Source organism: Nocardia sp. NPDC056952, assembly GCF_042674185.1.
In the GTDB taxonomy this organism is placed as follows: Bacteria; Actinomycetota; Actinomycetes; order Mycobacteriales; family Mycobacteriaceae; genus Nocardia.
On record NZ_JBHURA010000004.1, the window covers coordinates 286579 to 299744 of the forward strand.

Annotated in this window: 10 protein-coding genes; 5 read left to right on the plus strand and 5 right to left on the minus strand. The window is 70.1% G+C overall.

From position 1 onward, the window contains the following. Window positions 1-121: 121 nt before the first annotated feature. From ACFTS5_RS17480 to ACFTS5_RS17490, 3 genes are all read left to right on the plus strand, one after another. On the plus strand, window positions 122-3898 hold the full coding sequence (locus tag ACFTS5_RS17480; protein ID WP_378631911.1) for an amino acid adenylation domain-containing protein: 3777 nt from the start codon (window positions 122-124) through the stop codon (window positions 3896-3898). Window positions 3899-3980: 82 nt separating this feature from the next. Then, entirely contained in the window at window positions 3981-4844 is an 864-nt protein-coding gene (locus tag ACFTS5_RS17485) for an oxidoreductase (RefSeq protein WP_378631914.1), read from the plus strand. 86 nt (window positions 4845-4930) lie between these two features. Continuing rightward, entirely contained in the window at window positions 4931-5401 is a 471-nt protein-coding gene (locus tag ACFTS5_RS17490) for a carboxymuconolactone decarboxylase family protein (protein ID WP_378631916.1), read from the plus strand. Here ACFTS5_RS17490 and ACFTS5_RS17495 read toward each other — a convergent pair whose 3' ends face one another. Next, window positions 5402-6211: an NmrA family NAD(P)-binding protein gene (locus tag ACFTS5_RS17495; RefSeq protein WP_378631919.1), complete on the minus strand. Its 810-nt coding sequence runs from the start codon at window positions 6209-6211 to the stop codon at window positions 5402-5404. Window positions 6212-6524: 313 nt separating this feature from the next. Here ACFTS5_RS17495 and ACFTS5_RS17500 point away from each other — a divergent pair, with 313 nt between their 5' ends. Beyond that, window positions 6525-7613, plus strand: a complete 1089-nt coding sequence (locus tag ACFTS5_RS17500) for a 3-deoxy-7-phosphoheptulonate synthase (protein WP_378631921.1) — start codon at window positions 6525-6527, stop codon at window positions 7611-7613. A 52-nt stretch (window positions 7614-7665) separates the two neighbouring features. On the opposite strand, the gene ACFTS5_RS17505 is transcribed toward ACFTS5_RS17500, so the two are convergent. Beyond that, complete coding sequence (locus ACFTS5_RS17505; protein WP_378631923.1) at window positions 7666-8283, minus strand: LysE family translocator; 618 nt, start codon at window positions 8281-8283, stop codon at window positions 7666-7668. A 60-nt stretch (window positions 8284-8343) separates the two neighbouring features. Between ACFTS5_RS17505 and ACFTS5_RS17510 the strand changes: the two genes are divergently transcribed. Next, window positions 8344-10986 (plus strand): ATP-dependent RNA helicase, encoded by a 2643-nt coding sequence (locus tag ACFTS5_RS17510; RefSeq protein ID WP_378631926.1) that lies wholly within the window; start codon window positions 8344-8346, stop codon window positions 10984-10986. 152 nt (window positions 10987-11138) lie between these two features. On the opposite strand, the gene ACFTS5_RS17515 is transcribed toward ACFTS5_RS17510, so the two are convergent. From ACFTS5_RS17515 to ACFTS5_RS17525, 3 genes are read right to left on the minus strand one after another with little or no spacing between them, the layout of a single operon-like run. Then, window positions 11139-11669 (minus strand): class I SAM-dependent methyltransferase, encoded by a 531-nt coding sequence (locus ACFTS5_RS17515; RefSeq protein ID WP_378631928.1) that lies wholly within the window; start codon window positions 11667-11669, stop codon window positions 11139-11141. Next, the gene (locus ACFTS5_RS17520) at window positions 11659-12243 is read right to left on the minus strand and encodes a GNAT family N-acetyltransferase (protein WP_378631931.1); all 585 of its coding nucleotides are present in this window, start codon (window positions 12241-12243) and stop codon (window positions 11659-11661) included. The genes ACFTS5_RS17515 and ACFTS5_RS17520 overlap by 11 nt, the downstream gene beginning before the upstream one ends. Window positions 12244-12285: 42 nt before the next feature. Beyond that, a complete protein-coding gene (locus ACFTS5_RS17525) occupies window positions 12286-13122 on the minus strand; it encodes an SMP-30/gluconolactonase/LRE family protein (RefSeq protein ID WP_378631933.1) in 837 nt (278 codons plus the stop codon). Window positions 13123-13166: the final 44 nt, after the last annotated feature.

Consider the following 13166-nt stretch of genomic DNA (forward strand, 5'->3'; position numbering starts at 1 on the left):
TGCCTCACTCGAGTCTCGCTACACTTGCAAAGGTTAGGCAACCCTATCTCAATGGAGTAGGCTGCCGCCGGGCAGTACCGAATCCGTCCCGGCTGGGCGGCGAGCAAGGAGTGATCGGCAGATGGAGACAGCACCCGCAGGCGGCGCCGGGATCGACCGCGCCGAGATCCGTGCCGCGATCGCCCGCCATCTCGACATCACTCCCGAGGCCGTCGCCGAGGCCGACGACCTGATCCAGCTCGGCCTCGACTCCATCCGCACCATGAAGCTCGCGGGCGCCTGGCGCAAGCGTGGCATCGCCGTGAACTTCGCCCTCTTAGCCGCCCATCCCACGGTCGACGCCTGGCACGCCCTGCTCAACGGGGCGGACCCCGAGGACCTCGCGGCACGTGGCGGCGTCCCGGACGCCGTCGATCCGGCCGCCGGGGAATCCGCCCACGCGGTCGACACGTCCGCGAGCGAACCCCTGATCGTTCCCGACGCCGGCACGCCGTTCGCGCTCGCGCCCATGCAGCACGCGTACTGGATCGGGCGCTCCGACGCGCAGGAACTCGGCGGTGTCGCGGCACATCTCTACGTCGAATTCGACGGTGCCGATGTGTATCCCGAGCGGCTCGAGCAGGCGGTCGAGCAACTGCTGTCTCGCCATCCCATGCTGCGCACCAGGTTCCTGCCCGACGGCACCCAGCAGACTCTCGACCGGCCCGGCCGCGCGGTGTTCGGCGTGACCGACCTGCGCGAAGCCTCCGCCGACGAAGCCGAGCGGCGGCTGGCGCAGTTGCGCAGCGCGCGGACGCATCAGCGGATGGCGGTGGAGGACGGCCAGGTGATCGATATCGCGCTCACCCGCCTCGCCGACGGCCGCACCCGCCTGCACCTCGATGTCGACATGCTCGCCGCCGACGCGATGAGCTACCGCATCCTCATCACCGACCTCGCCCGGCTCTACCACGGCGAACAGCTTCCGCCGCAGGACTACACCTTCCGTCAGTACCTGGCCGAGCACCGGCAGCCCGACGCGGCCGCCGGCCCCGGGCAGGGCGCGAGCGCCCTCGCCGACGAGCGGGCCCGTGACCGTGCCTGGTGGCAGGATCGCCTGAGCGAGCTGCCGGGTGCGCCGGAACTGCCACTGGCCCAGCACATCTCGGAACCCAACCGGACGATCCGCCTGCACCGCTGGCTCTCCCCGCAGGCCAAAGCGCAGGTCTTCGACGCCGCCCACGCCCGCGGCATCACCCCGGCGATGGCCCTGGCCTCGGTGTTCGCCGAAACCATCGGCGGCTGGTCGGCCCAGCGCCGCTTCCTGCTGAATCTGCCGCTGTTCCACCGTGAACCGGTGCACCCGCAGGTCGACGGTGTCGTCGGCGACTTCACCTCCTCGGTCCTGCTGGAAGTCGATGTCACCGCGCCCGCCACCGTCGCCGACCGTGCCCGCGCCCTGCAGCAACGCCTGCACGAGGCGGGCGCGCACTCCGCGTACTCGGGCCTGGAGGTCCTGCGCGACCTCGGCCGTCACCGCGGCGAACCGGTCCTGGCTCCCATCGTCTACACCAGCGCCCTCAACCTCGGCGAACTCTTCCCCGACACCGTCACCGACACCTTCGGCGACCCCGTCTGGATCATCTCCCAGGGCCCGCAGGTCCTCCTCGACGCCCAGATCACCGAGGTCCGCGGCGGTCTGCTGCTGAACTGGGACATTCGTGAATCCGCGTTCCCCGAGGGCGTGGTCGACGCCATGTTCGCCCGCTACATCGAAGCGATCGAACGTCTCGGCGGCCAGCCTGCCGAACTCGCCGAGGCGTCGGCCGATTCATCGGAGTCCGGCGGGGCGCAGCCGACAGCAGTCGAGCCCACTGGGACCGAGGAGACCTCGCCGGTGGTGCCCGCTGACGCTGCCGGGGCTGCGGCCGGGCGCACTCGATTCGCGGGGGGAGCGGGGTGGCAGGCCGAGGCCGGTGTGCGAATTCCGGTGGAGCAGGCCGCTACTCGGGCGCGCGTGAACGCCACCGCGGGGCCGGTGAGCGGCGGGCTGCTGCACACGGGGTTCTTCGCGAACGCGGCCACGAATCCGTCCGCGCCCGCCGTGCTGTGGGAGCCGACCGGGCAGCTGACCTATGGCGAGCTGGCCGCCGACGCGCTGGCGGTGGCCGGTGCGTTGCGGGAAGCCGGTGTGACGCCTGGTGATTCGGTCGCGGTGCAGCTTCCGAAGGGTCCCGACCAGGTCGTCGCGGTGCTCGGTGTGCTCGCGGCGGGTGCGGTGTACGTGCCGATCGGGTTCGATCAGCCTGCCGCTCGTCGCGCCGAAATCCTCAGCACCGCAGACGCTGTCGCCGTGCTCACGGTCGGCGGTGCGCGGATTCCCGACGCGCGCGCGATCGACCTCGCCGAGGCACGCACGCACGCGGAACCGTTGGCGCGCCCCGTCTTCGGCGATCCGGAGAACATCGCCTATGTGCTGTTCACCTCCGGCTCCACCGGCAAGCCCAAGGGCGTCGAGGTGCCGCATCGCGCCGCGATGAACACGATCGACGACCTCAACGAGCGCTTCGGCCTCGGGCCGGCCGACCGGGCTCTCGCCCTCTCGGCGCTCGAATTCGACCTCTCCGTCTACGACATCTTCGGTCTGCTCGCCGCGGGTGGTGCGGTGGTCACCGTCGACGACGCGCAGCGAACCGACCCGGCCGTCTGGGTCGAACTCGTTCGCCGCCACCAGGTTTCGCTGCTCAACTGTGTTCCGAGCCTGCTCGACATGCTGCTCACCGCCGCCCCGGCGTCGCAGCCCGACCCGCGCATCGGGTCCACTACCGCCACGCCGGCCGAGCCCCTCACCTCACTGCGCACGGTGATCCTCGGCGGTGACTGGGTTGACGTCGCCCTCCCCGCACGTCTGGCCGCAGTGGCCCCGAACAGCCGTTTCGCCGGTCTCGGCGGCGCCACCGAAACCGCGATCCACTCCACCATCTGCGAGGTCGTCGACGCGCGGGTCCCAGTCGAATGGACCGCCGTCCCCTACGGCACCCCGTTGCGCAACGTGCAGTGCCGCGTCGTCGGCCCGGCGGGCAACGACTGCCCCGATTGGGTCAGCGGCGAACTGTGGATCGGTGGGGACGGTGTGGCCACCGGTTATCGCGGCGACCCGGAACGCACCGCCGACCGTTTCGTCACCCACGAGGGTCTGCGCTGGTACCGCACCGGCGACCTGGCCCGCTACCTGCCCGACGGCGGTCTCGAGTTCCTCGGCCGCGCCGATCACCAGGTCAAGATCCGGGGCTACCGGGTGGAGCTGGGTGAGGTGGAGAGCGCACTGCGTGCCGTGCCCGGTGTTCGCCACGCGGTCGCCGCGGTGGTCGGAACGGCCGCCCCGAAGCTCGTCGCGCTGGTGGTGCCGACCCCGGGCACGGTCCTCGACGTCGACACGGTGCTCGCCGCGACCGCCGAGCTGGTGCCGGTCTACATGGTGCCGACCCGGCTCGAACTGCTGGCCGAGCTGCCGCTCACCTCGAACGCCAAGCCGGATCGCAAGGCCATCCGCGCGGTCCTCGACAAGGGCGAGGGCAGCGAGGAGTTCGTCGCGCCGCGCACTGATCTCGAACGTGCGCTCGCCGCGGTCGTCGCCGAGGTACTGGTCACCGAGCAGCTCGGTGTCACCGACGATTTCTTCGCGCTCGGTGGCGATTCGGTGCTCGCCACCACCGCGGTGGCCCGCATCCGCGAATGGCTCGATGCCCCCGACACCATCGTCGCCGACCTGTTCACCGCCCGCACCATCGAAGGTCTCGCGGCGCGGATGCTGTGGCGGGAAGCGGAATCCGGTGACAGCGGCAGGCTCGACACGGTCGCCACGATGTACCTGGAGGTCGCCGCGATGACCGACGACGAGATCCTCGCGCAGTCCTGATGACGGCACGCGACGCTGGGGCGAACCCCGCACCGGCACTTTCCGATTCGCGCATTTCCCCAGCGTCGCTAGACTTTCGCCAGTGAGCAAGTGGACTACCGCGAACCTGCCGGACCAGACCGGCCGCACGATCATCGTCACCGGTGCCAACAGCGGTCTCGGCGCCGCCACCGCGCGGGCGCTGTCCGAGGCGGGTGCGCGCGTGATCCTGGCCTGTCGCGACACCGCCAAGGCCGAGCGGGTGGCGGCGGGGCTGCGCGGTGCGACCGAAGTCCGTGAACTCGACCTGGCGAACCTGAACTCGGTGCGCGCCTTCGCCGATTCGATCGAGCGCGTGGACGTGCTGATCAACAACGCCGGTGTCATGGCTCTGCCGTTGCGTCGTACCGCCGACGGTTTCGAAATGCAGTTCGGCACCAACCATCTCGGCCACTTCGCGCTCACCAACCTGTTGCTGGATCGCCTCACCGATCGTGTGGTGACGGTGTCGAGCGTCGCGCACCGGATCGGCAGGATCGATCTGGCCGATCCCAACTGGGAGCAGCGCCGATACGACCGCTGGCTCGCGTACGGCCAGTCCAAGCTGGCCAATCTGATGTTCGCCTTCGAGCTCCAGCGCCGCCTCGCGGGTGAGGGCGCCGCGGTGATCTCGGTGGCCGCCCATCCCGGCTACGCCGCGACCGAACTCATGTCGCACACCGAGTCCATCCAGGACGCGATCATGTGGCTGGGTAACCGCACGCTCGCTCCCACGGCGGCCGAGGGTGCGCTGCCAACGCTGTTCGCCGCCACCGCCGATGTAGTGCCCGGCGCGTTCTACGGCCCCGACGGCTTCCTCGGGCTGCGCGGCAACCCCGCCCTCGCGGGCAGTGCGCGGTCGGCGAAGGATCGTAAGGTCGCCACCGAATTGTGGGAGCTCTCCGAGAAGCTCTGCGGCCTGATCTGATTCGGTGATCGGCGTCACACGCGCCGATGTCACACCGCGCGCGGCTGCCTCGTCGTCTCTGTGAACCCCACGACGAAGGAGTCATCATGGAAGCGCGCTTCAACCTCTACGGCAACGCCATCGCCGCGAGCTTCAGCAAGCGAATGGTCATGGCGGGCAAGGTCATCGACGATTCACCGCTGCCCAAGGCCACCTACGAACTGGTGAAGATCCGGGCTTCGCAGATCAACGGCTGCAGCTACTGCGTGGACATGCACACCAAGGACGCCGCCCACGCGGGCGAGACCGCGGTGCGGATCAACCTGGTCGCCGCCTGGCGGGAGGCCAATGTCTTCACCGAGGCGGAGCGGGCCGCCCTCGCCCTCACCGAGGAAGCGACCCGCACCGCCGACGGCGGTCACGTCTCCGACGACACCTTCGACCAGGTCCGCAAGCACTACGACGACGACCAGATCGCGGGTCTGATCGCCGCCATCGCGATGATCAACGCCTGGAACCGGCTCAACGCGATCGCCCACACCCCCGCCGGTGACTACGTCCCCGGTCAGTGGAGCTGATCAACCGAACAGGTGCCCGTGCTCGGCCGCCCACTGCGCGAAGGTGCGCGCGGGTCGGCCGAGCACCTGTTCCACTGTCGGGTCGACCGTGTACGACTCGGGACTCGACTCGGCGTACCAGCCGATCACGTAGTCGGCGTCGGCCTGTGAGACACCCGTCGCCATCAGCCGCTCGACCGCCTGCTGGTGGCTGATCGTGGTGAAGCCGATCTCGCGGCCCGCGGCCTTCGACAGGATCGCCAACCGTTCGTGCGGGGTGAGCGCCTGTGGGCCGGTGAGGTTGTACGCGCGGCCCGCGTGCCCGTCTTCCAGCAGTGCGACGGCGGCCACCGCGCCGATATCGGCCTCGTGCACCAGCGCGCTCGGATGGGCGTACGGCTCACGCACCACGCCGTCGGTGCGGATCGGATCGAGCCAGGTCAGCGTGTTCGACATGAATTCCTGTGGCTCGAGCCGCGTCCACTCCACGCCGGACTCCGCGATCGCCCGCTCGACCGGGCCGACCCCGCCACCCCAGACGACGGTGATGCGGCGTACGCCGGCGTCGATCGCCTTGCCGATCAGCTCGGTCCCCACGTCGGCGAGACCGTTGGTCACCGTCACATGCAACCGGTCGACGCCGTGCCACGCATCGTCGAGCGTCGACGGCACGGTGTGCGTCCCGGTGAACAGTTCCACCCCCGGGCCGAGCAGCACGCGTGCGGCGTCGGCGTCGCGGGTCACTGCCCTGACCTTCTCGCCCCGGCTGACGAGTTCCCGTACCACCTGGCGGCCGGTGTTGCCGGTCGCGCCCGTAACCAGTGTTGTCACAGTCGTTTTCCTTTCCTCGACCACCGACCCTAGAAGCTCGAGCAAGGTAGAGGTCAAGGACTTCGCGCCGGTTCGGCGGAGGGGCGCGATGTGACGGTCCACACTTCGGGCAACCATGGCTCACCTTTCGGCGTTTTACCGGTGGTACAGTCCACGGCATGCAGCGCGCATATTTCTGGTTTAGCTATCCGGCCCTGGGTGGGCCGGTCTGCGACCCTGCGCGCTGACTTCCTCCACCTCGAGCCGGATAACGCCCGGCTCGACGGTAGCGATTTCCGTGGGTCGGCCTCTTAACGCAAAGGACCCACATCTCATGACCACCGCAGCCGATGTCGACTCGCGGCATTCCGATCTCGACGACCAGCGCACCCTCAGCGTGAGCCCTCTGCGCTCGCCCGCCGAGGTCCGCATGGTCCACCAGATCACCGACGCCCTCGCCGACACCGTCCGTTCGGGCCGCAAGGCCACCGTCGACGTGCTCAACGGCGACGACGACCGCCTCATGGTGATCGTCGGCCCGTGCTCGGTGCACGACCCCGCCGCCGCGCTGGAATACGCCCGTAAGCTGGCCGAGAAGGCCGCCGAGTTGAGCGACCGGCTGCACATCGTGATGCGGGTGTACTTCGAGAAGCCGCGCACCACGCTGGGCTGGAAGGGTCTGATCAACGATCCCCACCTGGACGGCTCGTTCGACGTGAACACCGGCCTCGGCATCGGCCGCAAGGTGCTCGTCGACATCACCGCCCTCGGCCTGCCGGTCGCGTGTGAGTTCCTCGACCCGATCACCCCGCAGTACATCGCCGACCTGGTCTCCTACGGCGCGATCGGTGCCCGCACCGCTGCCAGCCAGGTGCACCGGCAGCTGTCCTCGGCGCTGTCCATGCCGGTCGGCATCAAGAACGGCACCGACGGTGACGTGCAGGTCGCGGTCGACGGTGTGCGCGCCGCCGCCGCCAGCCACGTCTTCCCCGGCACCGACCTCGACGGCCGCTCCGCGCTGATCCGCACCTCGGGCAACCCCGACTGCCACGTCATCCTGCGCGGTGGCAGCAACGGCACCAACTTCGACGCCGCGTCCTGCGCCGAGGCCAAGCTGCGCCTGGAGAAGTCGTCGCTGGCTCAGCGCCTGGTCGTCGATGCCAGCCACGGCAACAGCAACAAGGACCACAACAAGCAGGTCGACGTCGTCACCGACATCGCCGACCGGATCGCCGCGGGCGAGCAGGGCGTGGTCGGCGTGATGCTGGAGTCGTTCCTCGTCGCGGGTCGCCAGGACCTGACTCTCGGCAAGGCAGGCGACCTGACCTACGGCCAGTCCATCACCGACGCGTGCATCGACTGGAACACCACCGCTACCCAGCTCGACCGTCTGGCCGACGCGGTGGCCACCCGCCGCGGGTAATACCGTCGATCGACAGTGCGGGCCTCGGATTCCGGGGCCCGCACTGCTGTGTCTACTGGTTCTGTACCGCGAGGCGTCCCGCGAGGGCGACGAAGGAGACACCGAACACCCGCCGCATCCACCGGACCACCACCGGTCGCGACAGCACGTAGGTGCGCATCGCGGCCGCGACTGCCCCGTAGCCCGCGAACACCACGAACGTGGCCAGCATGAACAGTCCGCTGAGCTCGAGCATGCGGCCCAGCGCGTTCGGTGCGCCGGTCGGCACGAACTGCGGCAGGAACGCGAAGAAGAAGATCGTCAGCTTCGGGTTCAGGATATTGAGCAACACCGCCGAGGTGACGACCTGCCGCGCCGAGGGCTCCACCGCGGTGCGCTCCTCCGGAATCGCCAGTGCGCCCTTGTCCCGCAACGTATTCCACGCCATGTACAGCAGATACGCGACACCCAGGTACTTCAATGTCTGGAACGCGACCGCGCTGGTGTTCAACAGCGCGGCCAGTCCCGTGACCGCCGCGATCATGTGCGGAACGATCCCCAACGTGCACCCGAAGGCAGCGATCACGCTCGCCCTCGTCCCTCGGGAAAGCCCCGCCGCCAGGGTGAACAGAACGCCGGTACCGGGCGTGGCGACGATGACAAGCGTGGTCAACGCGAACTCGATGCTCATCTCCCGCAGGGTAACCAGCGATCGCCGATCGGGACACACCTTCCGGCAGACTGGTCGGTGATGAAGCTTCCCGAACTTCCTGACCTTCCGGTGCGGCCGGCGCTGGACCGGATCACCGCGACGCTGGCCGAGCGCGGTGTCGCGGTGCTGGTCGCGCCGCCCGGCACCGGCAAGACCACGTTGGTGCCGTTGGCGCTGGCAGCCGGGTCGGCGGGGCGGATCGTGGTGGCCGAGCCGCGGCGGTTGGCGGCGCGGGCGGCGGCGGCGCGAATGGCGGCATTGCTGGGGGAGCGGGTGGGAGAGACCGTGGGGTACGCGGTCCGCGGGGATCGGAAGATCGGCGCGCGGACGCGGATCGAAGTGGTGACCTCGGGGTTGCTGGTGCGTCGGTTGCAGAGCGATCCGGAATTGGCGGGGGTCGGCACGGTGGTGCTCGACGAATGTCACGAGCGGCATCTGGACGCCGATCTGCTGTTGGCGCTGCTGCTCGACGCGCGGTCGGGGTTGCGACCGGATCTGCGGGTGCTGGCAACGTCGGCGACAGTGGCCGCGGATCGTCTGGCACAGCTGCTCGGCACCGGGGAGACCGGGCCTGGAGATCGGCGTGCCCCGGTTCTGGAAGTACACGGGCGGACCTATCCGGTCGAGGTCGATTACCTGCCCGCCCTGCCCCGCGAGCGGATCGAAGCGCAGGTCGCGAGGGCTACCCGCACGGCGCTGGCCACTGTCGACGGTGATGTGCTCGTCTTCCTGCCCGGTGTCGGCGAGATCAACCGCACGGCAGGACTGTTGCGCGAGCTCGACGGGGTCGACGTAGTCCCGCTGCACGGCAGACTCGCGGGCGCGGCCCAGGACCTCGCGCTCCGGCCGGGATCGCGGCGGCGCGTCGTCTTGTCCACCGCCGTAGCCGAATCCAGCCTCACCGTTCCTGGCGTGCGCGCTGTCGTCGACTCGGGACTGTCCCGTGTCTCCCGTGTCGATCACCGGCGCGGGCTTTCCGGCCTTGCGACAGTACGTGTTTCGGCTGCCGCGGCCGAGCAGCGGGCGGGCCGCGCGGGCCGCGAAGCGCCCGGCCACGCGTGGCGTTGCTGGCCCGAATACGAACACCAAACCCTGCCCGCCTATCCCGAACCCGAGATCCGGACCGCCGAACTCACCCGTCTCGCACTGGAATTGGCTTGCTGGGGCACCCCCGACGGCACCGGCCTCGCCTGGTGGGACGCACCGCCCGAAGGTGGCCTCGCGGCCGCCCGCACCGTCCTGCGCGCCCTCGGCGCCCTCGACGATGCCGACCACATCACCCCGCGCGGCAAGGCCATGGCCGAGCTCGGCCTCCACCCCCGCCTCGCCCGCGCGCTCCTCGACGGCGCCGCCCGCGTCGGTGCGAAAGCCGCCGCCGAGATGGTCGTCCTGATGGACGACGACTCCCTCGCCGGCACCGCCGACGCGGCGGCAGCCTTGCGTACCCTTCGCATCGAACGCCCACCCCGCTGGACCCGCGAAGTCCAGCGCCTGACACGACTCATCACGAACACGTCATCGGGCGACGAGCCCGGCCAACCGGTTGCCGGCGGCACACCGGCTGACGTCTCGCGGGGGGCAGGTCGGCGCGCGGGGTCGAGCTCCGGCGGGCCGCGGGTCGATGCCTCGTCAGGTGGGTCGAACTCGGGCTCGGTGGCCGGTCGGCCGGGTGATGGTGACGAAAGTGCTGGTTCCGGAACGGATGTCGCGGCGCTGTTGATCGCGCTGGCGCAGCCGGAGCGGCTGGCTCGACGTCGGGCGAGCGGGTCGTCCACCTATCTCATGGCGGGTGGTACCGCGGTGACGCTGCCGCCGGGGTCGGGGCTGGCGGCGGCGGAGTGGCTCGCGGTGGCGGTCGCCGATCGTGACCCCGGTCGGGCCGAGGGGCGAATTCGGTTGGCGGCCGTCGCCGATGAAGATCTCGCTCGGGAAGCCGCGCCGGGGTTGGTGGTCGTGGCCGATGAGGTGCGGTGGGACGGCGGTGATGTGGTGGCCCGGCGGGTGGAGCGATTGGGCGCGATCATCCTGTCGGAGAAGCCGTTACGTCAGCCCCCGAAGGCACTGATGGAACAGGCTGTGCGGCAAGGACTTCAGTCGGAGGGAGTGGGCCTGCTGCGCTGGAGCGATGACGCGCGGAGCCTGCGTCACCGTCTCGGCTTCCTGCATCGCACCCTCGGCGCGCCATGGCCCGCCGTCGACGACGACGCACTCCTCGCCGACCTCGACACCTGGCTCGGCCCCGAACTGTCCACCGCCCGCCGCCGTGCCGACCTCGCCCGCGTCGACGCGGGCACCGCGCTGCGCCGCCTGCTCCCGTGGCCCGCCGCCGCACGCCTGGACGAACTGGCCCCCGAACGCCTGGAAGTCCCCTCCGGCAGTCGCGTCCGCCTCGACTACTCCGCCGATCAGCCGATCCTCGCCGTCAAGGTCCAGGAGATCTTCGGCTGGACCGACCCGCCCACCCTCGCCGACGGCCGAGCCCCCATCCTGCTGCACCTGCTGTCCCCAGCTCAGCGCCCCGTCGCCGTCACCGCCGACCTGGCCTCCTTCTGGAAGAACGGCTGGCCCCAGGTCCGCGCCGACCTACGCGGCCGCTACCCCAAACACGCCTGGCCCGAAGACCCCACCACGATCTCCGCGCACCGGGGAACGGCCCGCCGAGCCACCAACCGCCCGACCTGACCGTTCACCGCAGGGTTTCGCCGAGGCCGCCACTGCCGCCGGACGCGAGCCACGCGAGAGGGCTGCTTCGCCGCTGGGCGATCGATCACCACGCATTGGCGCAAGCATTGCCCGGGTGGGGTTTCCGCGAATGGTGCTGTTGATCTTGATCGTCAAGAGAGCGGCGTGGCTCGGGCGGCCAGGAGGGTGTCGGTGGTGACCGTTGTGCACTGGTAGCCGGCGGCGGCGAGGCGTTCGGTGAGTTTCGCGGTGGGTGGGGTGGGGCTGTCGGTGGTGCCGTAGCCGTAGCAGAGCCAGATGCGGCCGCTGGGGGCGAGGCATTCGCGGATCGTCGACCAGGCGGCGGTGGCGGGGCCGGTCCAGAACAGGTTGACGTTGACGGCGAAGATCAGATCGAATCGCCGGCCGGGGTCGAGCTGGTCCAGTAGCCGGTCTGCCCTGACCTTTCCGATCTCACCGTCGACCAGGCGGACGCGTCCGTCGGCGATCTCCGTGGCGCAGCGGCGCCCGGCCTGCGTGAGCGCGGTCGCCGAACGGTCGACGCCGACGATCCGCCCGCTTCCCAGCCGGGCCGCGATCCGTGTCAGCGAGGCGCCGGAACCCGGCCCCAACTCGAGCACATGCTCGCCCGCCCGCACGCCCATGGTGTCGGCGAACCAGTCGAACCGCGCGTCATCGGCCATCAGCGCCGACCTCGGTCGGCCACCCGCCGACCGGCACGGCGGGGTCGGTGGGCAGGCGCGCCGCGACCCATTCGTCGACCCGCGCTCCGCGCTGCACCCCGCCCGATCGAGCCACGCCCTCGTAGTGGAAGCCGTTGCGGCGGACGGCGGCGGCCGAGGCGATGTTGCCCACGATCGCGCGCCACATGATCCGGTCGAGAGCGAGACCGTCGGCGGCGAAACCGAAGTCGCAGACCAGGTTGATCGTCCGCGACATCAGCCCGCGCCCACGGTGCGCCGGGGTGAGCCAGAAGCCGATCTCGCAGGCGCCGGGCCCGCGCGTATGCAGGCCGACCATGCCCTCGACCCGGCCGTCCTCGGCGGTGCGGATCGCCCAGACCGGCGCGTTGTCCGCCCAGCCGGGGGCCACGACCCGGTCGAGGAATTCCTCGGTATCGGAGCGGTGGTACGGGACGGGGACCGTGGTCCAGCGCTGCACATCAGGGTCCTGACAGCACTCGACGATGCGGTCGATATCGGCCCCGGTCGGGCGGGTGAGCCAGACGGTTCCGTCGGTGAGCGTGTGCTCGTACATCCGGCCATCCTGACAGTCGACGCCGAAATTCTCGCCGGATTTTCACGGCCTGCCCGCACCGGGCGCGGGCGCGGGAAAGACGATGACCTGTCCGGTGGGGCCGGTCGCTTCGGCATCACCCCAGCTCTGCCCGACGACGTACAACCGAGGATCCCCGTCCCGGCTCAGCGTGCACGAGAACGCACCACGGTCGAGCCGGACCCGCGCCGACACCTCGCCACCTTCCCGAACCCGCACGCAGTGCTGGTTGCCCACATCCGCGTACCAGATCTGCCCCTCGGTATCGAGGCAGATCCCGTCGGGGTGGTCACCCGGAGTCGCCGCCCACACCCGGCGATCGCTCAGCCCACCGTCGGCCGCGATGGCGTAAGCGGTGAGCTGATTCGCGTACGACTCGGCCACGATCAGCGTCGCGCCGTCCGGGGTGATCGCCATGCCGTTGGGAAAGGCGAGCCCGTCGGCGACCCGCCGCACCTCACCGGCAGGCGTGACGCGCGCGATGAAGCCGGGCACGAACTCCCCGCCGGGGAAGTCGAAGCCGATGTTGTCGACGTAGGCGTTGCCCCGATCGTCGATGACGATGTCGTTCCACGGCTTGTCCGACACCGGTGAGAGATCGGCGTAGGCCACCAGCGATCCGCCGGGGTCGCGGCGCAGGAGTCTGCGGGCCGCGGAGTCGACGATCACCAATCGCCCGTCGGGGAGAAAATCGATGCACATCGGAAACGACGGGATCTGGGCGACGACCTCGGGTCGGCGATCCTCGTCGAGGACGATCACCTGGTTCGCGCCCCAGTCCGAGAACCACAGTCGACCGTCGTGCCAGCGCGGTGACTCGCCGAACACGATTCCCTCCAGCACAACCTCGGGTGTAGTCACGCAGCGCCGTCCTTCGCGTAGGCAGTAGTAGTTGTACAGACGAG